Genomic DNA, 22235 nt, shown 5'->3' with positions numbered 1-22235 from the left:
AAGGCTCGGGTCCTGCCAGGGCTCGGGGATGGTCACCGCGTCCGGCGCCGCGGCACGTTCACTCATGGAAGACCGTCTCCTGTCGGTTGCCTCACCGCTGCCCGGCAGGCACTGCACGACCGATAGTTCCGAGACAATTCCGGAACTTCTCTGGATGGCGAGTGGTTCAACAGGCTCACGGTAGCGCTAGATGCCTACCTGATGGTAGTGGCTTAACCGGTTGCTTACGTCGTCACAGCGTGCGCCACGTCACCCTGAATTTCGGATCGAGGCCGAAACTTCCAGGGCGTGACAGCGTCGACCTCATAAGTAGCGGTCAGCGAGGTCCGCAACGCCGAGTCACGACGTCGTGCGGCACGCCCGCTGCCAGGGTTTCGCCGGCCCGGGATGTGCAGCCCTCAAGCCGGGCCGGCCTGAGCATGTGTTCGCCACCGCCCGCATGGGCGGTGGCCGGCTTTCACCCCAGGTGGAGGTGGTCTGGCCGCGCGCCGGCGGGCACCGCGTCTGGGCGCTCGAAGCTGCTGTCCACTTGCCGGCTGCCTCCCGACTCCACCGCCGAGAGCAGCGATTCCATGATGTCGAGCACGTGGTAGGCGAGTTCGGCACTCGCCCGGTGCGCCGTACCCGTCGCGATGGCGCGTGCCATGTCGGCCACACCGATGCCCCGTGCCGCGGCCAGATAGCCGCCGAGCACCGGCGCCTTTTGCCAGGTCGGATCGCCGGTGTGGCAGACGCGGACGTCGCCGGTGAAGCTGTTGGGGTCGGGCACCAACAGCGTGCCGTCCGTGCCGTACACCTCGATCCTGGGCAACGTGCTCTCCCACACGTCGAAACTCATCATGAGGGTGGAGAGCGCTCCGCCCGCATGTTCCAGCACCCCGGTGACGTGGGTTGCCACTTCTACGGCGAACGTCGTACCTGCCCGGGGGCCACTGCCGATCGTGCGCGTACGGCGAGGCGTGGCGGACAGACCGGTGACGTGGCGCACCGGCCCGAGCATGAGAACCAGGGCGGTCAGGTAGTACGGGCCCATGTCGAGCAGCGGCCCACCCCCCGGGCGGTAGTAGAACTCGGGGTCGGGGTGCCAGCGTTCGTGCCCCGGCGTGGTCATGAAGGCGGTTGCCGCGATCGGGGTGCCGATTTCCCCCTTCTCCACGCACACCCGCGCGGTCTGGATACCGGTGCCCAGTACCGTGTCCGGTGCGCAGCCCACCCGCACCCCGGCGGCCGACGCCGCGCTGAGGATCGAGCGGGCTTCCCCGGTGGTCATGGCGAGCGGCTTTTCCCCGTACAGGTGCTTGCCCGCCGCGATCGCGGCCTGGGATACCTCCAGGTGGGCCTCAGGCGTCGTGAGGTTGAGGACGAGGTCGACCTCGTCCGAGGCATAGAGTTCCGGCAGGCTCGTCGCACGTGTCCCGGGGAGCTGTGCGACGGCAGCTCGAGCTTTTTCGGCGTTGCGGGTTGCCACCTGCACGGGATGCACGTTTGGCATCCGCGACAGCGTTTCCAGGTATTCGCCGCTGATGTTGCCGGCGCCCACCACGCCGATCCGCAACGGGCCAGCCATGTCGTCTCCTACTGTGAGTGGTTGTCCCATAGCGAGGTCACCGACGAAGTTGCCGGCGCACCGTGTGGCCACGTCCCCGGTTCCCAAGGGCGTCCGAACACCGGGAGGCGCGTCAGGTTCGTTCACCTGGCCGCTGTATCGGCGGCGACGGGGGGACGCGCCAGCTTCTCGTCGTCAGAGGCGGGAAGCGTCACGTCTTCCATGACACCTCGGCCCGCGGCGAGCCGGAGCGTGACATCGAGTACATGGAGGGAGAAGTCGGCGCTCAGGAAAGACTGTCCCCCCTTGAGGACCGCCGAGGCCATGTCGGCCACGCCGGCGCCGACCGTGAGGTCATGGGTATCGGTGTAGCGGTGCTGGGCGGCTGGTATCACGAAGGGGAGCTGCTCCGGTTCGGCAAGGTACGCGTTGGTCTTGCCGCTCGTCCGGACGTTGCGCCGCAACATGACCGGGGCGGAGGCCTGCCACACGTCGCCCACCGAGAGGATGCCCTTGTCGCCGATGACGGTGAGGGACAGGTCCGCCGGTGCGACCCAGCCGATACTGAGCCGGCAGACGGTGCCGTTGGCAAACTCGAGGAAGCCCAGCGAGACGTCGGGGGCGAGCTGTGTCCGCGTCGGCCACTTGTCGCCGAGTTGGAGGGACGTGTGGGCCGCCATGCGTACCACTGGGCCGAACATGGCCACCAGCCAGCTGAGTTGGTATCCCGCGTGTTCCATGGTGCAACCGTTGGCGACTTCGTCCAGGTACGGCCACGGCACGTCCCGCCGGCTCCGCCACTCCGTGTAGGGCATGAAGGCGAGAGCGCCCATGTCGAGCGAAGCGTGCACCAGGCGTGGCTTACCGATCAGTCCATCGTGGACGGCCCGCAGGAGCGTCTGCCCGGCCTGGCCGAAGATGGTCGACGGAGCACTCGACAGCAGGAGCCCTCGCTCCCTGGCCAGTTCGACGAGTTCCGTTGCCTCCGGGAGGCTGGAAGCGAGCGGCTTCTCCGAGTAGACGTGCTTGCCGGCCAGCAGTGCTGCCTTGCTCACGGAGTAGTGTTTTGACACGGAAGTCAGGTTGACCACGATGGCGACGCCAGGGTCGGCCAGCACCTCGTCAAAGTCGTTGAAGACACGCCCGCCGTACTCCTCGACGAATGTGGCCGCACGGTCCTCTTCCACGTCGAAGGCGCCCTTGACCTCGATATGAGGGTAGTTGGGCATGGTGGCACCGTAGAAGTCCGCGGCGTATCCACAGCCGACGAAGACTACTCCGACTGTTTCACCGGACGTCTTTGGCCCACGAGCGACCTGTTCGCTGTTGTTGCTCGTCATGACCCCTCCATAGAAATTGGAGCATGGGTGTCGAAAGGCGGCGGTCGGCCCTGGCATCAGGACCGGACAGCGTCGGCGCGTTGTTCGCCGAAAGGGACACTGGTCGGCTGTCGTTTCGGGGTGCGCTGGGGCACAGGACGCCGCTCTTGTCGTGCCGGCCCGGCCGGCGGGGCGTGTCAGTCGGCCAGTTTCGTTCTCTACCGGCCGCCGTCGGGCGGGCCGGGTAACGTCTTGATTTGGTCCAGATCGTGGACGAATTGTGTGTGGGGTGGCCCCTGCCCGCGCACCCGGTGCACGACCAGGCAGACGCCCCGCAGACCGGCGATCAGGACCAAGCGGCCCGGTCGGAGGCGGCCAGGGCCAGCCGCGCGTCGATCTCATCCAGCTCGCGACCACGCTCGGACAGCCCTGGCGCGGCGACGAGGGCATCGAGCGGTGGGGCCGGGGCGTCGGCCCCCACCGGATGGCCATCGAGTCGGAGCGCTTCCCGCCAGGCCCCAGGCTGCGGTGGGATCCCGCGCAACGCCCGGCTCGAACCGGCCTCCCTCGTGCGGCCACGGTGACGCGGGCGCCGGCCGACCAATGGGCGGCGCCCGGTTGTTCCTCCTGGGGGTAGCGGTCAGCGCGCACCGAGCAGATGCTCGATGGCGAGCTGGTCAAGCGCGCGGAAGTGGTAGCCGCGCTCGCCGGCGGCGTCGGCGTCGAACTCGTCCGCCCGCAACGACTCGACCGTTTCCCCTGGCGCGAGCGTCGGCACGGCGATCTGGTCGGCGCGGGATGCCCGCAGCGCCTCCTGCACCGCTGGGTCGGCCCGGTAGGCGCGGCTGCGCTCCCGAAGAAGTAGGTATGCCTGCATGTTTGCCGCTGCCGAAGCCCACACGCCCGAGATGTCCTCGGTGCGACCGGGCTTGTAGTCGAAGTGCCGTGGGCCGTCGTACCCGCCGTTTTCGAGGAGGTCGACGAGGAAGAACGCGCTCTTCACATCGCCGTGGCCGAAGACCAGGTCCTGGTCGTACTTCGGGCCGTGCTGGCCATTGAGGTCGATGTGGAACAGCTTGCCCTGCCACAGCGCCTGGGCGACGCCGTGAACGAAGTTCAGCCCGGCCATCTGCTCGTGCCCGACCTCCGGGTTGAGGCCGACCATGTCGCCGTGCTCGAGCATGGAGATGAACCCGAGCGCGTGGCCGATGGTGGGCAGCAGGATGTCGCCGCGAGGCTCGTTTGGCTTGGGCTCCAGCGCGAACCGCATGTCGTACTGCTGGTCCTTGACGTAGGCGGCGAGGAAGTCGAGCGCTTCCTTGTACCTCTCCAGGGCATCGCGGACGTCCTTGGCGGCGTCGGTCTCGGCGCCCTCTCGGCCACCCCAGAAGACATAGATCTTCGCGCCGAGCTCCGCGGCCAGGTCGATGTTGCGCAGGACCTTGCGGATGGCATAGCGCCGCACGTCGCGGTCGTTTGAGGTGAACGCCCCGTCTTTGAAGACCGGGTGCTTGAACAGGTTGGTGGTGGCCTCCGACACGACGAGGCCGGTCTCGTCGACGGCCTTGCGGAAGGCGGCGATCGCCTTGTTGCGGTCGGGCTCCACCGCGAGCAGGTCGTCGTCGTGGTACGACACGCCCCAGGCCCCGAGCTCAGCCAGCCGGTGCACGGACTCCACGGGGTCGAGCGGCGGTCGGGTCGCCTCGCCGAACGGGTCGCGTTCCTGGTAGCCGACCGTCCAGAGTCCGAAACTGAAGCGATCCTCAGGGGTGGGCGCGAGTGTCACCGGACTCCTCCTCAGGTTTAGTGAACGTTATGGACGAATCTAAGCACCCGGCGACGGGCAAGCCAATAGGCCGGGCGGCACCGCCGCATCTAACCTCTGTCGCATGGGAAGCACGCCAGACGGCCCGATCTGGCACGGAGCGATGCGGGAGCGCAATCTCGCCATCCTGCTCAGGGCCATCGCGACCAACCAGCCGGTCTCCCGGGCCCAGCTGGCCAGCCTGACCGGCCTCGCCAAGACCACCGTGTCCAACCTGGTGACCGTGTTGGCCGACGCGGGGATCGTGCGCGACGGGCAGTTGCTGCACGAGGGCGAGCGGGGACGGCCGGGGGTCGCGGTGACGATCAACTCCGACGCCGCCGCTGGGCTGGGGCTTGAGATCAACGTCAAGTACCTGGCCGCGTGCGTGCTCGACCTCGGTCGCCGCGTCCGCTACCGGCACATGGTCGCCCTCGACAACCGCGGTCGCGCACCGGAGGCGGTGGTTGCCTCGCTCGCGCAGATCGTCGACTCCGCGAAGGCCGCCGTCGCGGAGCAAGGGTTGTCGATAGCCGGTGCGGTGGTCGCCGTGCCGGGCGTGCTGAACTGGGCCGGAACGGTTCACGCACCGAACCTGGGCTGGTCCGAGGTGCCAATCGCCTCGCTGCTGTCGGAGGTCGTCCCGCCCCTGCGGCTGCCTATCGAGCTCGACAACGAGGCAAACCTGGCCGCCCTCGGTGAGCTGTGGTTCGGGCTTGGGCCGGAGGCCGGGGACTTCGTGCACGTGTCGGGGGAGACCGGCATCGGGTCCGGGATCGTCGTCGATCGTCAGGTGTTCCGGGGCGCGCACGGATTCGCGGGTGAACTCGGCCACGTCACGGTGGAGCCGGAGGGCTCGGTGTGTGCCTGCGGTGGGCGCGGCTGCCTCGAAGGGATCGCTGGTCAGGAGGCCATCCTGCGGGCGGCCGGGCTCGGCGAGGCTGCCCGCGGCGACGGGTCCGGCGACCCGAGGCCGGCGATGGCGGTGCTCGTGGAGCAGTTGCAGGTGGGCGATCCGGCGGCTCTGGCCGCGGTCGAACGGGCCGGGCGTGCCCTCGGCCTGGCCGTGTCCGGTGCGGCCAAGCTGCTCGACCCGGACACAGTCGTGCTAGGTGGGATCTTCGCTCCACTGGGTCTCTGGGTGCGGCCAGTGGTCGAGGAGGAACTGCGGCGAAGCGCACTGCATGGCAGCTCCCCCCGGGTAGCGGTCTCCCCGGTGGCCGCTGAGTCGGCGGTGCTGGGCGCGGCCGGCAAGGTCATCGAACTCGTCCATGCGGACCCCGCGCTGTTACTGCGTTGATTGTCCCTGACCCGGACTCGTGCCATCGACAGGTCTTTCGGCTCTGGGTATTGCGGATTTAGACCACTCAATGCACGATTTCGTCTATGCGTTCCGTGTCACCGGCAGGCACCCTACGGGTCGCCGCGACGGACGGAGGCGTGGTCGATGATTCGGTCGACGGCCGAGTGGCCGTGGTTGGCGCCGGCCCCGTCGGCGTCGGACTGGTGGAGCGGCTGTTCGCGAACGCGCCGTCGCTGGCACCGGGATTTCGGTTAGAGATCGTCCTTATAGACCCCTACCCGGCCAGTGCGGGACGGGTCTGGCGCGTGGATCAGTCACCATTGATGCGCATGAATTCATTTGCGCGGGATGTGACGTTATTCCCCGGCAGCTCTGTCCGGCTCGCCGGCCCGCCGCGCCCAGGCCCGGCATTGCACGAATGGGTCGCGGACACGGTGGCGGGACGACTGCCCCCGGTAGCCGATCCGGCGCTCGACGCTGATCTCGCCGACGTCACGCCAGGCGGGTTCGCCACCCGGCGCTTGCAAGGGGCGTACCTGTCCTGGTTCCTGTCGCATCTTGTCGAGCATGCCCCGCCTGGCGTACGGATGCGGGTGCGAAAGGGGCGCGCGACCGGCCTGTCCGACACGGCGGATGGCCGGCAGGTGGTCGTCCTGGACGACGGCGGATCGGAGTGCGCTGACGTGGTCGCACTCGCGTTGGGACACCTGGATGCGCGCCCGACCGGCGAGCAGGCCGAGCTGGTGGCGTTCGCGGACCGGCACGGCCTCGTCTACGTCCCGCTCGGCTACGCCGTCGACCTCGACCTGTCGGCGATCCCAGCCGGTGAGCGAGTGATCATGCGTGGCTTCGGCCTCGCGTTCTTCGACCTGATGGCGCTGCTCACGGAAGGCCGCGGCGGTCGCTACGCGCGGGGTCGCGACGGCACGCTCGAATACCACGCCAGCGGTCGTGAGCCGCTTCTCTATGTCGGGTCCCGGCGAGGGCTGCCGTACCGGTGCAAGCCGGAACGGCGACCCGACAAGGCCGTCCTGCGCTACCTGACAGACGGGGCCGTCGGGCGCATGGTGGCCGACGGCAGCCGGTTGAGCTTCGAGGGGGACGTGTGGCCGCTCGTGGTCAAGGAGCTCAGCCTCGCCTACCACCGGCAACTGTTCGCGATCCGCCCCGACCTCGCGGGCCTGAGCCTGCAAGAGGTGCAGGACCTGCTCGACCGCGCGGGCGACCTCGCCGATGTGACCCGCGTGAGCACCCGCGCTGTCATCGCCGCTTCCCACCGGTTCGACATGGACGCACTGCACCAACCGTTGCGGGGTCACCGTTTCGACAGCGTGCAGGAGCTGAACGACTACCTGTGCGCCGAGCTGCGGACGGAGATCGCGCGGGCATCGGATCCATTCCGGTCCGCCGACCTTGCCGTCTACGCGGCGCTGCTGGTCATGTTCGGCCAGCTACCGCGCCTGCGCCCGTTGCTCGATGGCAGGTCGCGCGTGGACCTCGACAACGCCTGGACCAGACTCTTCGACCTCGTGGTCAGTGGCCCTCCGGCCTTCCGCGTCGAACAGGCGCTCGCGCTGGCCCGGCGCGGCGTCATCGTCCTCATCGGATCCGGGATGCGGGTGCGCGGAGACTCCCGGCGAGGGCTGTTTCGGGCCACCAGCGCCAATACGTCCAGTGAGTTCGTCGCGACCGCACTGGTCGACGCGTTCCAGCCGGCGCTGACGATCGCCCACACGGCGGACGGACTGCTGTCGGACCTGCACGCCTCGGGCGCGGTCACCGAGGAGGTGCTGACCGACGAGTCAGGCCACCGCCACAGCACCGGGCGCATCGCCGTGGACGGCGACGGTCGCCTCATCGACGCGGCGGGTCGGGCCCACCCGTCCCGCTTCGCACTGGGCTGGAACACGTCACTGCGTGGGGCGCGGGCATTTGCCTTGCCCGGGACCGACGCGGTCGCGTTTCACCACGCCGATCAGGTGGCTAGGGCGAGCCTCCGTGGTCTTTCAGGCATCCAAGAAGATCTTTTCGAACGTACGAACTCTTATTAGTCGGCCTTCACGACGCTGAGGAGAACAGTGCTGAGCATCGTTGTTCCCAGTCGCCACAACGTGCATGTCTCGACCTGACGCTGCGATCGCTCCTGAACCTGATTATCGGCAACGACCCGATCCACGCCCTGTCAACGCAGTGACAACAGCATTGGAGTGAGGTCATGTCAACGGACGCCGAGATAGAAGGCCTGCTACGTCGTGAAGATGAGCACTATCTCAACAGCATCGACCTGATCGCGGCGTCGAATGCGCCGATCGGTGCCGCCCGGGACAATCGAACCTGGGGCGTGGCGCAGTTTCGCTCGGCGGAGGGGCATGTCGGCCGCAAGCCCTACGCCGGTACGCACCTGTTTGACGAGGTGGAGCGGCTGGCCGTGCGCCGGGCATGTGAGCTGTTCGGAGCCGATTACGCCAACGTCCAACCGGCCTCGGGGTCACTGGCCAACCTCGCCGCCTACCGAGCGGTGATGAAGCCGGGCGACACGCTTCTCTCCCTGGACGTCTCGTCGGGCGGGCACCTGTCGCACGGGCATCCGCGACACATCGTGCACGATCTATATCAGGTCGTTACCTACGCCGTGAACCCCAGCACCGGGCTGTTGGACTACGACGAGATCCGAGACGTCGCGCTGCGTCAGCGTCCGAAGGTCATCGTCTCCGGCTTCTCCGCCTATCCGCGGGCGATCGACTTCGGCGCGTTCAGCAAGATTGCCGAGGAGGTGGGCGGCACGCTTGTCGCCGACATCTCCCACATCGCCGGCCTGGTGGCGGCGGGCTTGCATGACAACCCGTGCGTCTGTCCGAACGCGATCGTCACCACCTCGGTGGAGAAGACCCTGCGCGGGACCCGTGGCGGCATCATCCTCGGCCCGGCCGCTGTGCAGCCCGCGGTGGATGCCGCGGTGTTTCCAGGGCTGCAGTCGTCGGTCGGGCTCGCCGGGCTCGTGTCGCTGGCGGAGACGCTGGGGGACGCGGCGAGTCCGGGGTTCCGGGCCTACCAACGCCGCGTGGTGGACAATGCCCGGCTCCTCGCTGAGCTGCTCCTCGCGGGCGGCCTGGACCTGGTCTCGGGCGGCACCGATACCCACCTGCTCGTGCTCGACCTGACCCGCACCGGGCTCACCGGGCGGGACGCCGAAGGGCGCCTGCAGGACCTTGGCATCCTTTCCAACCGCAACATGCTCGCCGGTGACCCGCGCCCGCCCTTCGTCGCCAGCGGGCTTCGCCTGGGCACGCCCACCATCACCTCGCGTGGCTTTGACGAGGCCGACATCAGGGAGCTGGCCGGCATCGTGCTCGCCGCGCTGAAGGCCCAGCACTGGGACCAGGCGGAGCGCGATCCGTTGCGGGAGCGGACAGTGGCGCTGCGCGAACGGCGCCGGCCCGACGACACTCTCACAGATCTTCTCTCGGAAGGGGCCTGACATGGCGAGTCGTGGCACGGTCGTGGGCTTCCACCCCTTTGAAACCTATGCGGGGCACCCCGGCAAGGACGGCGCGAACTTCGACTATGTCGAGCAGGTGGCGCTGGTCGAGGCCGACGGTGGGGTTGTGCCGCGGCCACACAACCTGGTTGACCTGTGCCGCAGTGACGCCGTGGCCCGGGAGGCGCTCAGCGGCGTGGACGTGGTCATGACCACCGTCGGTCCGCATGCGTATTTCTACTTCTACCTCCGGGAGCGTCTGGGCCTCGACTTCCGGATCGTCCGGGACGTGCGTACGGCGCTGTGGAACGGCTACCTGCAGCAGGAGAGCCTGTGCGCGTCCTACCTGCGAGCGGACGACATGCTTCTGCACGCGTCGCGCTACTCGATGGGCGTGTTCAACACGGTGCTTCCGCATCTGGCCCCCAAGCCCCAGGCCGTCTGCTACCCGATCCTGCATTCCCTCCCGCCCGAGGCCGAGGGTTCGTGGGTCGGCTCTGGGCGGTCGGCCGCGTCCACGACCCGCCCTCGGCGCATCGGATTCGTCGGCCGGCTCACCGACGACAAAAACTACGGGCAGGCGCTGGCACTTCTCGACGAGTTGCGGCGCCGCTGGCCTGGCCGGTACGAGCTGCACGCGGTGGGCGAGCGACCACCTGGCGTACCCGGGCCGTCGTCCGACACCACCGACTACCGCTGGTTCCCGCCCGTCGACAGGTCAGCGCTCTGGGCGATGTTCAGGGAGATGGACGTACTGTTCTTTCCGAGCACGTCGAGCCTGGAGACCTTCGGCCGAGTGCTCGTCGAAGCGTCCTATGTGGGCACGCCGATCCTCTCCTCCTCGCACGCGGCCACGTCCGAACTGTTGCCGCAGACATCGCTGGTCGACACCGCCTACCGCACCGACCTGGAGTTCACGACCCACCTCGCCGGACGGCTGGGCGACGTCGACGTCGAACGGGCGGCCGACCTGCTCGGTGCTGGAGAAGCTCCGCCGCGCGCCACCGGCTACCAGGTGTTTCGCGGGCACGACCGCTACCTGACAGACCTGCTGCGACGTGGGCCCGAGGCGGTGGCGACCGACGCTCAGGTGGAGCCGACGCCGCTGCAGCGCGACTTCCTCGCATCAGTTCAGATGTCCAACCTGTCGACGTCCTTCGACAGGGAGGCGGCTGACGACATCATCGCGCGGCTCCGGTCCCACTTCGTCGCGCTGCACCGCCGGGGGAGCCTCCGCTACTTCGCCACACTCGCCACGCTGCTGGCCCGGTCTCGCTATCGCGCCAAGACCAGGGACTTCGTGCGGCGCAGCCTGGTGCGCGGGGAAGACTTCACCAACATCGGCGGCATCGACCTGCAGTTCAGCCACCTCATCGGCTACGAGCCACGGTTTCGCATCAAGGCGTAGCGCGGACGGATCGGAGAGCGCCATGCTAAACAAACTCGTCGTCGGGTACGACAACGAATCGTTCGACTTCGCGGGCAGCGTGGGCAAGCGCCTCGGCGTCGCCGATCTGAGCCGGTGGCACGAGCAGGTCGACCTGGCCGGCGAGGAGGAGCCGGGGTTCGGTAACCAGCGATCGGACCTGCACGAACGGCTTTACGCGTCCGGTGACGTGTTTCTGCCTCTGTTCGAGCGGTTCGTGGCCACGACGGTGACAAGCCTCGTCGGCGAACCCGTGCGGTACCAGCCGATCCCCAACTGGCGTGTGCAACTGCCAGGGCGCCATGGCGTGGGGGAGTACCACCGTGACCGGGACGGTGGACACAACACCGAGGAGATGACGTTCTGGGTTCCGCTCGTCGCGGTCAGCGAGGACAACTGCCTGTGGGTCGAGTCGGCCGAAGGGCGAGCCGACTTCCGGCCAGCGACCATGCCTTATGGCAAGATGCTCGTCTTCGACAGCGCCAACCTTCTGCACGGCAATGTGCGCAACGGCTCCGACCGCACGCGGGTGAGCTTCGACTTCCGCGTCATTCCGGCGTCTGCCTACCGTGAGGATCTGGCCCGGCCGTTCCACACCGGCATCGGCGCCCCGATCGAGTGGGTGCGGTCGTGAGTCGCGTCGACCCGCCGTTGTCGGTAGGCGCCAGGAGTTCGCGTACCGGCGCGACGGCCGCCCGTTGGGCGGTGACTGTGATGTTCGGCGTCAACGGCCTGGTCATCGCGAGTCTGGCGGTGCGGACACCCTCGCTGCAGCAGGACCTACAGCTCACCACCGGCCAGCTCGGGCTGCTCTCCGCTCTGTTCGGGCTGACCGCGGTCGGCACCATGCAGATCGCCGGGAGCCTCACCGTCAGGTTTGGCAGCCGCTCGCTCGTGCGGGCGGCATCCGTCGTGCAACCGGTGCTGCTGCTCGGGATGGGGGTCGCGCCCGACTTCGTGACGCTGGCCGCCGTGCAGATGATGCTGGGCGCCGTCGTCGGCCTGCTCGACGTCAGCGTCAACGCCCACGCCGTGACGGTCGAGCGGGCTCTGGGGCGGCCCATCATGAACGGCTGTCACGCGGCGTGGAGTCTCGGCAGTGTCAGCGGTGCGCTCCTCGGCGCGGGCGCCGCCCACATAGGACTGTCACGCGGCGTCCACTACGTGTTCCTCACCGCGGTGCTCGTGCCGTTCATCGTCGTGATCGGACGGCTTCTGCTGCCCGCCGCCGGCGAGCCGACCGGGGCACGGCCAGGCGCACGTACGACTTGGCGGACCGGTTGGAGCCGGCCGGTACTCGTGCTCGGCGCGATGGGCGCCATCGCGCTGACCGCCGAGGCTGCCGTCATCAACTGGAGTGGCGTGTTCCTGCACGAGCGGCAGGCGACCCTGGGCGTGGCCGGCCTCGGCTACGCCGCGTTCGCGGTCTGCCAGACCTCGGTCCGCTTGATCGGCGACTCGATCCTGGTCCGGACGTCGGCGGCGGTGATGCTCCGTCTCGGCGCCGGCCTCACCGCGGCCGGCCTGACGGTTGTCGTGGTCAGCCCCTGGGTGGCGCTCGTGGTCGCCGGCTTCGCGCTGATGGGCCTGGGCCTCGCCACCTGCCTGCCCGTCCTGTACAGCGTGGTCGGGCACCTCGGCGCGGACCGCGAGTCCGGCTCCGAGCCCGGAGCCGACGCTGGTGCCGCCGCCATGGTGGCGCGGTTCACCACCATGACGTACGCCGGCATCCTGCTCGCCCCGGCGGTGATCGGCTGGGTCGCCGACGTCGTCGGGCTCACGTGGACGTTGGCGGCGATCATCCCGCTGCTGGTGGCGGTGGCGTACGCGGCCCGGACCGTCACAGCGAACCCCGTTCCAGCGAAATGAGCCCACTGTGGACTGTGCTCTGTCGAGCGAAAGGATGAGAGCTGATGTCCGAGGTACTCAAGGATGGCGCAGCACACAATCCGGCCCATCAGCCGTGGCGGGATCCGTCGTTGCCAGTGAGTGATCGGGTCGCCGATCTGCTGGACCGGATGACCCTTGAGGAGAAGGTCGGGCAACTCGGCGCGTACTGGGTGGCGCCCCTGCGTCCCGGTGAGCCCGTGCTCGCGGTTCCGGAGGGGGCCACCGACCCGCTGCCTCCGCCGCTGGAGGAGGCGGCGGCCGTCGGCTTGGGTCAGCTCACCAGGGTCTACGGCACAGAGCCCGTGCTTCCCGCGGCGGGACTGGAACGGCTCCGCCTTCTGCAGGGCACCGTGATGGCGGCGAACCGGTTCGCGATTCCCGCGCTCGTGCACGAGGAATGTCTCACCGGCGTCATGTCGTGGACTGCCACCGTCTTTCCCACTCCGCTCGCTTGGGGCGCGGCATTCAATCCCGAACTGGTGGAGGAGATGGCCACGGCCATTGGGGGTAATCTGCGCAAGATCGGCGCGCAGGTGGGTCTGGCGCCCGTGCTCGACGTGACGCGAGATTATCGCTGGGGCTGCACGGAGGAGACGATCGGAGACGACCCCTACCTCGTCGCGACCATTGGCGCCGCCTACGTCCGCGGCTTGGAAGGTTCTGGGATAGTGGCCACGCTCAAGCACTTCGCCGGATACTCGGCTGGTGTGGCCGGGCGAAACATGGCGCCGGTGGCGTGCGGCCCTCGCGAGTTCGCCGACGTCATACTGGAGCCGTTTGTCGCCGGCGTGCGCCTCGGCGGGGCGCGTTCCGTGATGGTCTCGCAGAATGACATCGACGGCGTACCGCCCACCGCGGACCGGCGCCTGCTCACTGACGTGCTCCGCGGTGAGATGGGCTTCACCGGCGTCGTCCTGGCCGACTATTTCGGGATCTGGAATCTCAAGCACATCCACGGCGCGGCCGACTCGCGCGGGGAGGCCGCCGCGATGGCGCTACAGGCCGGCGTCGACATGGAGCTACCCACCACGCACTGTTACGGGACGCCGTTGGTCGAGATGGTGCGACAGGGGCGTGTCGCCGAGGAGCTGGTGACGCGGGCAGCGTCTCGGGTTCTCACGTTGAAATGCGAACTGGGCATGTTGGACGAAGCCTGGAAGGCCGAGCTGGCCGCCCTCCCAGCTCTGGGGCCCGGAGATCTGGACCCGCCCGAGCACCGGGCACTGGCGCGCAGACTCGCCGAAGAATCGGTGGTGCTGTTGGCCAACGACGGCACGCTCCCGATCCGTGACGGTGCCGTCGCGCTGGTCGGCCCGCTGGCGGACGATCCGCTGGCCCTGCTGGGCTGCTACGCGTTCGCCAACCACAATTCCCTCGATTTCCTGGAGGAGATGTCGGCGCGCGCGGGCATGGAGCCAGGGGTTGCGATCCCGACCCTGCGCGATGCTTTGGCCGCTGAGCTGCCGGACGCGAAGCTCCAGGTGAGATCCGCGGACGATACCGCGATGACGCAGGACGCGGACATCGCCGCCGCCGTGGCCGCGGCGCGCGACGCCGATGTGTGCGTGCTGACACTCGGCGACCGCGCCGGCCTCTTCGGCGTCGGGGGGCGGACTTCCGGCGAGGGGTGTGACGCGGAGACCGTGGCCCTGCCCGGCCGGCAGGCCGAACTCGCGAAGGCGGTGCTGGACACCGGAACTCCCACCGTTGTCGTACTGATCTCCGGCCGCCCATACGCCCTGAGCGGCCTGGCCGAGCGGGCCGCGGCCGTCGTCCAGGCGTTCTTCCCAGGTGAGGAAGGGGCGGGCGCGATCGCGGGCATCCTGTCCGGTCGGGTCGAACCGTCCGGACGGTTGCCGGTGAGCATGCCCCGCCACGCGGGCGCCCAGCTCGGGACCTACCCGCGCGCCGTGATGGCCGGTGCCTCCAGGGTGAGTTCGGTCGATCCCACACCGCTGTACCCGTTCGGGCATGGGCTCACGTGGACCACCTTCACCTACGCGGACCTCGCGACGGATGCCGACGTCATCGCGACCGACGGCACCGTGCGGATCAGCGTCACCGTGCGCAATGACGGGCGGCGGGCTGGCACCGAGGTGGTCCAGCTCTACCTTTCCGATCCGGTGGCCTCGGTCGTGCGTCCTTCCCGTTGGCTCGCCGGATGGGCCAGGGTGCGACTCGAAGCGGGCCGCGCCGCCCGCGTCGAGTTCGCCCTCCACGCCGACCGTGTCTCCTTCACCGGGAGGGACCTCAAACGCCTCGTAGAGCCCGGATTGATCCACGCCGAGGTCGGGTCATCGAGCGTTGACCTGCCGCTACGCGGATCGTTCATGCTCGATGGCCCGGAGCGGGTCCTGGGAGCCGACCGCCACCTCACCGTGCCGGTGAGCATCCAGCCACTGTGAAAGCGGTCGAGGTGAAGACTTGTGTGCGCGTGGCGGTGGATCCTGGCGCCCGGATTCCTGCAGTATGGTGGCGCGGTCGCGTAGCACGGATCGGCGCGTCAACGGTGGTCGGTGACAGGTGGTGGTTGTGGTGGCGGTCGGAAGGATTCTGCGGTTCGACGATGCCCGGGGGTACGGGTTCATCGCACCGGACGGCGGCGGCGAGGACGTGTTCGTCCACGCCAACGATTTCGGGGAGCAGCGCCATCAGGTCCACTCCGGCACGCGGGTCGAGTACACGGTCGTGGAGGGCGAGCGGGGCCTGAAGGTCGCGACGGTCCGGATCCTGGACCCATCGCCGGTGCAAGCCGCCACGGGGCAGCCCGACGAGGTGTCAGCCCGGTCGAAAACGGCGCCGGCCGGTGACGACGAGGGCATGTGCGACGTGCTGACGGCGCGGCAGTACACCACCGAGGTGACCGAGGTGCTCCTTCAGCACGTGGGCTCGCTGACGGCCGCGCAGATCACGCAGATCCGCGAACGGCTGCTGGCGCACGCACGCGCCCACGGCTGGGTCGAGGCCTGACCTGCTCCGCCCAGGTCTACCGGCAGGGCTACGGGGAGGGAGCCGGAGCGGCGATCGCGGAGCTGTACGGTGCCGCCTGAGAGGCCCGACCTCGCCCCTTCTCGCGGGACACGACAGCCTCCGCGTCGGGGGAGCGCTACGGCGCCGTTCCAGGTGGCTAAGCTGACCGTCGTCATCACCGTCTCACCATCCTCGATCCTTGGCAGGGGTGCCGATGGGCCAGCCGCCCTGGGCGGAAGGCGTCGACCTTTCGCGACCGAGTCCCGCTCGTGTGTACGACTACTTTCTGGGCGGCGCGCACAACTTCGCGTCCGACCGTGACCTGGCCGAGCAGATGCTGACGGTCGAGCCGGGCGTGCGGCAGTGGGCGGCCGCCAATCGCAGCTTCCTCGGACGCGCCGTCGAGCACCTGCTGGATTCCGGGGTACGGCAGTTCATCGACCTGGGCGCCGGCATCCCGACGGTGGGAAACGTGCACGACATCGCGCTGGGGGCCACCTCGGACGCCCGCGTGGTGTACGTGGACATCGACCAGGTCGCGGTGACCCACAGCCGCCACCTCGTGGCCGACGTCGCCGACCGCGTGGGCGTCGTACAGGCGGATCTGCGCAAGCCGGATGCCGTTCTCGGCGACCCGGTGACGCAGCGGCTGATCGACTTCGACCGGCCGGTCGCCATCCTGATGGTCGCGGTGCTGCACTTCGTCGCGGAGTCCGACGAGCCGGAGGCGTTGCTCGCGGCCTACCGTGACGCGGTGCCCTCCGGCAGTGGCCTGGTCATCTCGCACATGACCTACCCCGCGGAGATGACCGATCAGGTGCGGGAGAGCGTGAAGACGTACGGCCGCAGTGCCGCGCCGCTGACGTTCCGCTCGCAGGCCGAGGTCGAGGCGCTCTTCGCGGGCTGGGATCTTGTCGACCCCGGCGTCGTGCGGGTGACGCGCTGGCGCCCGACGGCGGCCGGCAACGACCCGGCGACCCTGCCCGACATTCCCGGGCTGGTCGGCGTCGCGATCAAGCCGTAGTCAGTCGGCGCCGCGTCAGCAGGCGTGGGGCTGGCTGGGGCCCGGTGTGCGTGCACCGTGAAAGATCGGCAGGATCTGCCGGGCGACCAGGTCGAGGTGGCGCTGGCCGATGTTGTCTGGCAGCCGCAGGTAGACCCGGTCGGTGCCGATCGCGTGATACTGGCCCAGCGTGGCGAGGACCTTGAGCAGCGCGTCACCGGCACACGCGTGCGGCACCGGCGCGGCCGGCTCGTGGCGGTGGCGGCAGTTGACCGGGTCGAAGCGCACGGTGAGCGCCGCCGAGCGCCCCAGCCGCTGCCGGTCGCGCGGTCGCCGGTCGGATCGGGAGCTGGCGTCGTCGGCGTTCCAGTACTGCCGGACGGTGTGGTGCAGGCCGCGAAACGGGACGTTGACCTCGTCGGCCCAGCGGGCGGCCAGATAGCTCGTGGTGTGCCGGCCCGGGCCGGAGACGATCAGCGGCGGCCCGGGCCGTTGGGCGGGGACGACCGCGGGGTGGTTGAGCACCGTGTGGTAGCGGCCGGTGAAGGTGAACCGCTCGCCGGGCGAGGTCCACCACAGCCCGGTGATCACCGCAAGGGTCTCGTCCAGCCGGGTGAACCCCTCGGCCATCGGCGGCAGGCCCCGGCCCGGTCCGCCGGCGGCGCGGACCGCGGCCAGGCCGAACTCGAGGCGCCCGCCGCTGCACCGGTCGAGCGCGGCGGCCGAGGCCGCGACCCGGTGCGGGGCGGTGAGGTGGGCCGGCTGGAGCAGGACGCCGAGCCGCAGCCGCCGCGTGCCGCGCGCCACCGCGGACATCGTCGCCCAGCCGCTGTCGCAGGCGGACCGCCCGATGTGGAGTGTCGCCGGGCTCGGGGCGGCGACGATCAGACCGTCGAATCCGGAGTGCTCGGCGGCCTTGGCGAGCCGGACCAGCCGTCGTGCCACCGCGTTCGGTTTCGGCGAGGTGTACAGCCACACTCTCACGATCGCCCGCTCCCGCTCCGGCCGCCTGACCTGCCGATCCCTCACTCGGACGGGCTCGGCACGGCAACGCCTCGCCCCCCGACGGTACGGGAAAGATCGTCAATTGTCGCGCCGCCGAAAGATCGCTCCGGCGGGCGTGCATCGACCACCTAGACTCGGCGCGTGTCGGAGACGCCCCTGACGCCCGTTCTGGAAGAAAAGCGGCGACGCGACCCGTTGCTGGTTGCCTTCGGCATATTCGCCGTCGTGGCGGTGCTGGCCCTGTGCGCGTGCACCGGTGCCGTCTTCGCCTTCCGCGACCGCATCTTCGACCTCGGCGAGCCCGGTGAGACCGTGATCACGGTGGAAGCGGTCACCGCGGACGGCGCCACGCCCACCAAAGACCAGCTGGAACGGAGCCGCGACGTGCTCGCCGGCCGGATCGAGGCCGCGGACCTGAAGCGGGTACGGGTCGAGGTGCGCGACGACGGACGGATCACCGCGCGGGTCGACGGCACCGGCCACGAGGACGAGCTGCGGGCGCTGGCCGGGACCGGCGACCTGCGGCTGCGCAAGGTGCTGGCGACGACGCCGGACCAGGCCGGCGGCGGCATACCTCCCACTGTGGACACTGAGCCGATCCCGCCGCTGGAGGATGTCGCCGCGGCGCTCGGGCCGGCGTACCAGGCGGCCGAGACGATCGCCGCGCCCGACCGGCTCGACGCCGCCACGACGCGGGAGCTGGCGCCCTTCGCCGAGCTGACCCCGGCGCAGGTCGCCGCACTGCCGGCCACCATGCAGTACCAGGTGCCGACCATCGGCTGCCGGCAGCTCCTGGCCCGCCCCGCCCAGGGCGGCGCCACCGGGCAGGTCGCGGCGTGCGACTGGCTCAGCCCGCCCAGCAAGTACCTGTTGGAGGTGGCCCAGGTCGACGGCGCCGACGTCGGATCCGCGGAGGCCAAGCTGGGCCCGACCGGGCAGTGGGTCGTCGCCATGACGTTCACGGAGGCCGGTCAGCAGCGCTGGACGGAGCTGACCCGGCAGGTGGTCGCCGAGGGCGACAACGGCCAGGTGGCCGTCGTGCTGGACGGCGTCGTGATCAGCGCGCCCACCGTCACCGCCGTCGTCACCGGCGACGCCGAGATCGGCGGCCAGTTCAGCCGCGGCGACGCCATGCTGCTCGCGGCGCAGCTCGACAGCGACCCGCTGCCACTCATCCTGCGGCCGGTCGCCTGACTCCTCCGCCGGACGGGCGGGCGCCCCGCGCCTCCCGCGACGGCGGGGCAGCGGCCATCTGTCACCCTTGTGCGGTGCTGATCTACAAGATTCTGCGGCCGGCCGAGTGGGCCAAGTTCGAGGCGGCCGGGCGCTTCGAGGGCTCGCCGTTCGACCACGAGTCCGGTTTCGTCCACTGCTCGTCCCGGGAGCAGGTGGCCGCGACCGCGCTGCGCTTCTTCGCGGACGTGTCCCCGCTCGTGGTCCTCGCGCTAGAGGCTGACGCGCTGGGGGAGAGCGTGCGCTGGGAGGAGGCGTCCGACGGCGACCTCTTCCCGCACGTCTACGCCCCGGTGCCGCGCACGGCGGTCGCCGCCGTCCACGAGGTCGCCGGTGCCGCCGAGGTGGAGCGGGCGCTGGGGGCCTCTTCCTAGGGACACGGCCTGGCCCGTAAATGGTGCGATGATGCGACACATGTCGATACGTGACCGGCTGGATGATGTGCTCGCGGCGGGGCGGGCAGAGGGATTGCACGCCGTTGTGGTGGTCCACGGCGGCCGCACGGTGCTGGAGCACTACGGCAAGGGCGAAGACTTCGCCTGGAATACGCCGCTCGGCACCGTCGATTTCGGGCCGCGCACACCGCACGACGTGCGCTCGGTGACCAAGAGCGTCGTGGCGCTGCTGTACGGGATCGCGCTCGGCGAGGGCCGCGTTCCCGAACCGGCGCAGCCGCTGCTGGCGGCGTTTCCGGAGTATCCGGACCTGGCCGCCGACCCGGCCCGCGCCGCGCTCACGGTGGAGCACGCGCTGACGATGTCGCTCGGCATCGAGTGGAGAGAGGAGATCCCGTACAACAGCCCTGCCAACGCGGAGATCGCGATGGAGTTGGCGCCGGACCGGTGCCGATACGTGCTTGAGCGGCCGATCAGCGGCCCGCCGGGCATGGCCTACTCCTACTGTGGCGGCGCCACGGCCCTGCTGGGACGGCTCATCTCCGCGGGCACCGGGCGTCCATTGGCGGAGTATGCCCGGGAGGCGCTCTTCGCCCCGCTCGGGTTCGACTCGTTCGAGTGGATGGCCGGCCACGACGGCGTCGTCTCCGCCGCGTCCGGGCTGCGGCTGGCACCGCCCGACCTGGCCCGCGTCGGCGAGCTGGTGCTCGCGGGCGGGGAGTGGGCCGGCCGGCAGGTCGTTCCCACCGGCTGGGTCGCGGCGATGCTCCAACCGCGCCTGCCGATCGACTGGGGCGGCTGGTACGGCTACCAGTGGTACAGCGGGGAGGCGGCCGGCCAGCGGTGGGCCGGCGCGATGGGCAACGGTGGGCAGCGCCTGATCGTGCTGCCCGGCCTGGGAGCGGTGGTGGCGATCGCGGCCGGCAACTACGACGACCCGGAGCAGTGGCGTACGCCGAACGCGATCCTGGAGGAAGTGGTGATCCCGGGCCTCGCCTGACGCCCGCGCCTACCTGCCCGAAGCCGGCCGACGGACGAAGGGGCGCGGCCCTGCGCGGCGCCACCGACCCCGCCTCGCGCCGCCGAGATCCGCGGGCCCTAGCGTGGGGACATGTCGGGAAGCCGGCTCGCCCCCGCGCTCGTCGCGAGGATGGTCGCCCGGCAGTTTCCGCGCTGGGCGGGACTGCCGGTCACCGCCGTGCACTCCTCCGGCACCGACAACACGCTCTTCCGGCTCGGCACGGACATGGTCGTACGCCTGCCGGCCATGCCGCGCGCGGTCCCGATGCTGCGCCGCGAGTGGGAGTGGTTGCCGCGGCTGGCCGCACACCTGCCGCTGCCGGTACCGCTGCCGCTCGGTGCCGGCGTGCCCGACGGCGACTTCCCGTACCCGTGGTCGGTCTACGGCTGGATCGACGGCGACACCGTCGCCGACTCGCCCGACCTCGACCTGGACGGCGTGGCCGTGCGACTGGGGCGTTTCGTCGCGGCGCTCCAGCGGATCGACACCACCGGTGGCCCGCGCTCGCTCCGGGCACAGCCGCTCGGCCCGCACGACGACGAGGTCCGGGACGCGATCGACCGGCTGGCGGCCGGCGGCCTCGTGGACCCCGAGCGGGCGGCGGCGGTGTGGCGGGACGCGCTGGCGGCACCGCCGTGGGACGGTGCGCCGGTCTGGCTGCACGGCGACCTGATACCGGCCAACCTGCTTGTGCGGCAGGGGCGGCTCAGCGCGGTCATCGACTTCGGGCTGACCGGCCTCGGAGATCCGGCCACCGACCTCCAGCCCGCCTGGGCGGTGCTGACCGAAGGCAGCCGGGATCTCTTTCGGGCGCAGCTCGGCGTCGACGAGGCGACCTGGCGGCGCGGGCGCGGCTGGGCACTGCGCGCCGGGCTGGGCGCGGTGCGGACCTACCGCTACACCAACCCGGTGCTGGCCGCCGCCGGCCGGCACTCGCTGGCGCAGGTCATGGCCGACTTCGAGGTCAGACCCTGACGCCGACGACCAGTCCCGACGCGTAGCTCGACAGCCACTCGCCGACGTCAGCGCGGACGAAGTCGCCCCGAGGGTCGGTGCCGAGGTGCCTGACCGCGACCGCCTGCACATCCGGGTCGAGTTCCACAGTGGTCAGCCGGGCGGACCGGTCGGCGCCGTCGAGGAGTCAGGAGGCTCCCGCGCCGGTGCCGGTGCCGAGCTCCAGCAGGCGGCCGCCCGGCTTCGACGCGGCGAGCGTGGCGAGCAGGGCGCCGGTGCGCTCCTCACACGACATCACGAAGTCGCGGGCGGCGGCGTCGGCCAGGATGCCCGCCAGCGCGGTGTCGTCCATCACGGTGGGGGCGGATCCTCTCCTGAGGCACCGGGGGTAAGCGTCTCCCGCGCGGCGGCGAGGACCACCGGATCCTCGCATCCGGCGGCGTATCCGGCGATCCTCCGGCGGATGTCGCGGCCGAGAAACCACACGCCGATCCGCTCCAGCACCGGGCGGAGCCAGGCCGGGCGGCAGCGGAAGCTGTATCGCCACGTGGCCACGGTGTGGCCGGGCTCGCCGGCGGGGGCGAAGCGCCAGCCACCGGCGAACATCTCGAAGAACCACGGCCCGCGCACCATCTTCATGCCGACGTTGGTCGGCGGGGCGAACGAGACGTACTCACTGACCATCGCCAGGCCGTGCCTGGACCGCGTGTACGTGCGCACGCCCTTGCCGGGCCGCTCGGCGCCGTCGACGAAGTGCTGCCGGCGCACGAACGGATCCCACCGGTAGCGGACCGGCGCCGTGGTCTGGGACACGGCAAAGGCAAGATCCGGGGGTACGGGGACGGTGGCGACCGCCACGACGACAGGCATCGGCCCATTGTCGCCCAC

General features: G+C 70.1%; 21 protein-coding genes. 13 read left to right on the top strand and 8 right to left on the bottom strand.

Features of this window, described 5'->3' with window-relative positions:
• Positions 1-457 precede the first annotated feature (457 nt).
• From ACFFIA_RS37255 to xylA, 4 genes are all read right to left on the bottom strand, one after another.
• Positions 458-1567 (bottom strand): Gfo/Idh/MocA family protein, encoded by a 1110-nt coding sequence (locus tag ACFFIA_RS37255; RefSeq protein WP_377260622.1) that lies wholly within the window; start codon positions 1565-1567, stop codon positions 458-460.
• A 122-nt stretch (positions 1568-1689) separates the two neighbouring features.
• The gene (locus ACFFIA_RS37250; RefSeq protein WP_377260661.1) at positions 1690-2886 is read right to left on the bottom strand and encodes a Gfo/Idh/MocA family protein; all 1197 of its coding nucleotides are present in this window, start codon (positions 2884-2886) and stop codon (positions 1690-1692) included.
• Positions 2887-3211: 325 nt separating this feature from the next.
• The gene (locus ACFFIA_RS37245) at positions 3212-3346 is read right to left on the bottom strand and encodes a hypothetical protein (protein WP_377260619.1); all 135 of its coding nucleotides are present in this window, start codon (positions 3344-3346) and stop codon (positions 3212-3214) included.
• A gap of 159 nt (positions 3347-3505) precedes the next feature.
• The gene (gene xylA / locus ACFFIA_RS37240; RefSeq protein WP_377260616.1) at positions 3506-4651 is read right to left on the bottom strand and encodes a xylose isomerase; all 1146 of its coding nucleotides are present in this window, start codon (positions 4649-4651) and stop codon (positions 3506-3508) included.
• A 103-nt stretch (positions 4652-4754) separates the two neighbouring features.
• Here xylA and ACFFIA_RS37235 point away from each other — a divergent pair, with 103 nt between their 5' ends.
• From ACFFIA_RS37235 to ACFFIA_RS37195, 9 genes are all read left to right on the top strand, one after another.
• Entirely contained in the window at positions 4755-5969 is a 1215-nt protein-coding gene (locus ACFFIA_RS37235; protein WP_377260613.1) for an ROK family protein, read from the top strand.
• Between the two features lie 86 nt (positions 5970-6055).
• Positions 6056-8023: an FAD/NAD(P)-binding protein gene (locus tag ACFFIA_RS37230; RefSeq protein ID WP_377260610.1), complete on the top strand. Its 1968-nt coding sequence runs from the start codon at positions 6056-6058 to the stop codon at positions 8021-8023.
• Between the two features lie 164 nt (positions 8024-8187).
• On the top strand, positions 8188-9450 hold the full coding sequence (gene glyA, locus ACFFIA_RS37225; RefSeq protein ID WP_377260608.1) for a serine hydroxymethyltransferase: 1263 nt from the start codon (positions 8188-8190) through the stop codon (positions 9448-9450).
• A gap of 1 nt (position 9451) precedes the next feature.
• The gene (locus ACFFIA_RS37220) at positions 9452-10858 is read left to right on the top strand and encodes a glycosyltransferase (RefSeq protein ID WP_377260606.1); all 1407 of its coding nucleotides are present in this window, start codon (positions 9452-9454) and stop codon (positions 10856-10858) included.
• 22 nt (positions 10859-10880) lie between these two features.
• The gene (locus tag ACFFIA_RS37215) at positions 10881-11510 is read left to right on the top strand and encodes a phytanoyl-CoA dioxygenase family protein (protein WP_377260604.1); all 630 of its coding nucleotides are present in this window, start codon (positions 10881-10883) and stop codon (positions 11508-11510) included.
• Positions 11507-12745, top strand: coding sequence for an MFS transporter (locus tag ACFFIA_RS37210; protein WP_377260602.1), 1239 nt, complete (start codon positions 11507-11509; stop codon positions 12743-12745). Before ACFFIA_RS37215 ends, ACFFIA_RS37210 begins: the two co-directional genes overlap by 4 nt.
• A gap of 116 nt (positions 12746-12861) precedes the next feature.
• The gene (locus tag ACFFIA_RS37205; protein WP_377260659.1) at positions 12862-15171 is read left to right on the top strand and encodes a glycoside hydrolase family 3 N-terminal domain-containing protein; all 2310 of its coding nucleotides are present in this window, start codon (positions 12862-12864) and stop codon (positions 15169-15171) included.
• 127 nt (positions 15172-15298) lie between these two features.
• Positions 15299-15736, top strand: coding sequence for a cold shock domain-containing protein (locus ACFFIA_RS37200; RefSeq protein WP_377260656.1), 438 nt, complete (start codon positions 15299-15301; stop codon positions 15734-15736).
• Positions 15737-15944: 208 nt separating this feature from the next.
• Entirely contained in the window at positions 15945-16760 is an 816-nt protein-coding gene (locus tag ACFFIA_RS37195) for an SAM-dependent methyltransferase (protein WP_377260653.1), read from the top strand.
• A 15-nt stretch (positions 16761-16775) separates the two neighbouring features.
• Here ACFFIA_RS37195 and ACFFIA_RS37190 read toward each other — a convergent pair whose 3' ends face one another.
• A complete protein-coding gene (locus ACFFIA_RS37190) occupies positions 16776-17723 on the bottom strand; it encodes an LLM class flavin-dependent oxidoreductase (RefSeq protein ID WP_377260599.1) in 948 nt (315 codons plus the stop codon).
• 162 nt (positions 17724-17885) lie between these two features.
• Between ACFFIA_RS37190 and ACFFIA_RS37185 the strand changes: the two genes are divergently transcribed.
• The 4 genes from ACFFIA_RS37185 (at position 17886) to ACFFIA_RS37170 (ending at position 21368) form a co-directional block, all read left to right on the top strand.
• On the top strand, positions 17886-18938 hold the full coding sequence (locus ACFFIA_RS37185; RefSeq protein WP_377260596.1) for a SecDF P1 head subdomain-containing protein: 1053 nt from the start codon (positions 17886-17888) through the stop codon (positions 18936-18938).
• A 74-nt stretch (positions 18939-19012) separates the two neighbouring features.
• Positions 19013-19351, top strand: a complete 339-nt coding sequence (locus tag ACFFIA_RS37180; RefSeq protein ID WP_377260594.1) for a DUF952 domain-containing protein — start codon at positions 19013-19015, stop codon at positions 19349-19351.
• 40 nt (positions 19352-19391) lie between these two features.
• Positions 19392-20372 (top strand): serine hydrolase domain-containing protein, encoded by a 981-nt coding sequence (locus ACFFIA_RS37175; RefSeq protein ID WP_377260592.1) that lies wholly within the window; start codon positions 19392-19394, stop codon positions 20370-20372.
• A 111-nt stretch (positions 20373-20483) separates the two neighbouring features.
• Positions 20484-21368, top strand: coding sequence for an aminoglycoside phosphotransferase family protein (locus tag ACFFIA_RS37170; protein ID WP_377260590.1), 885 nt, complete (start codon positions 20484-20486; stop codon positions 21366-21368).
• On the opposite strand, the gene ACFFIA_RS37165 is transcribed toward ACFFIA_RS37170, so the two are convergent.
• Genes ACFFIA_RS37165 through ACFFIA_RS37155 form a run of 3 tightly spaced genes read right to left on the bottom strand, consistent with a single transcriptional unit; the run spans position 21358 to position 22217 of the window.
• On the bottom strand, positions 21358-21495 hold the full coding sequence (locus tag ACFFIA_RS37165) for a hypothetical protein (protein WP_377260588.1): 138 nt from the start codon (positions 21493-21495) through the stop codon (positions 21358-21360). The two genes, ACFFIA_RS37170 and ACFFIA_RS37165, sit on opposite strands and share 11 nt — an antisense overlap.
• Before the next feature lie 39 nt (positions 21496-21534).
• A complete protein-coding gene (locus tag ACFFIA_RS37160; RefSeq protein ID WP_377260586.1) occupies positions 21535-21702 on the bottom strand; it encodes a hypothetical protein in 168 nt (55 codons plus the stop codon).
• The gene (locus tag ACFFIA_RS37155; RefSeq protein WP_377260584.1) at positions 21699-22217 is read right to left on the bottom strand and encodes an SRPBCC family protein; all 519 of its coding nucleotides are present in this window, start codon (positions 22215-22217) and stop codon (positions 21699-21701) included. The genes ACFFIA_RS37160 and ACFFIA_RS37155 overlap by 4 nt, the downstream gene beginning before the upstream one ends.
• Between the last annotated feature and the right edge of the window lie 18 nt (positions 22218-22235).

It is taken from the genome of Phytohabitans kaempferiae (genome assembly GCF_042433955.1).
In the GTDB taxonomy this organism is placed as follows: Bacteria; Actinomycetota; Actinomycetes; order Mycobacteriales; family Micromonosporaceae; genus Phytohabitans; species Phytohabitans kaempferiae.
The sequence above is the reverse complement of the archived record's forward strand: the minus strand, read 5'-3'. Positions and strand labels throughout refer to the sequence as shown.

Excerpts from the sequence above, each read along its gene's own strand:
- ACFFIA_RS37255 (WP_377260622.1), bottom strand. The coding sequence starts at position 1,567 with ATGGCTGGCCCGTTGCGGATCGGCGTGGTGGGCGCCGGCAACATCAGC.
- ACFFIA_RS37250 (WP_377260661.1), bottom strand. The coding sequence starts at position 2,886 with ATGACGAGCAACAACAGCGAACAGGTCGCTCGTGGGCCAAAGACGTCC.
- ACFFIA_RS37235 (WP_377260613.1), top strand. The coding sequence starts at position 4,755 with ATGGGAAGCACGCCAGACGGCCCGATCTGGCACGGAGCGATGCGGGAG.
- ACFFIA_RS37230 (WP_377260610.1), top strand. The coding sequence starts at position 6,056 with ATGCGTTCCGTGTCACCGGCAGGCACCCTACGGGTCGCCGCGACGGAC.
- glyA (WP_377260608.1), top strand. The coding sequence starts at position 8,188 with ATGTCAACGGACGCCGAGATAGAAGGCCTGCTACGTCGTGAAGATGAG.
- ACFFIA_RS37220 (WP_377260606.1), top strand. The coding sequence starts at position 9,452 with ATGGCGAGTCGTGGCACGGTCGTGGGCTTCCACCCCTTTGAAACCTAT.
- ACFFIA_RS37215 (WP_377260604.1), top strand. The coding sequence starts at position 10,881 with ATGCTAAACAAACTCGTCGTCGGGTACGACAACGAATCGTTCGACTTC.
- ACFFIA_RS37175 (WP_377260592.1), top strand. The coding sequence starts at position 19,392 with ATGTCGATACGTGACCGGCTGGATGATGTGCTCGCGGCGGGGCGGGCA.
- ACFFIA_RS37170 (WP_377260590.1), top strand. The coding sequence starts at position 20,484 with ATGTCGGGAAGCCGGCTCGCCCCCGCGCTCGTCGCGAGGATGGTCGCC.
- ACFFIA_RS37155 (WP_377260584.1), bottom strand. The coding sequence starts at position 22,217 with ATGCCTGTCGTCGTGGCGGTCGCCACCGTCCCCGTACCCCCGGATCTT.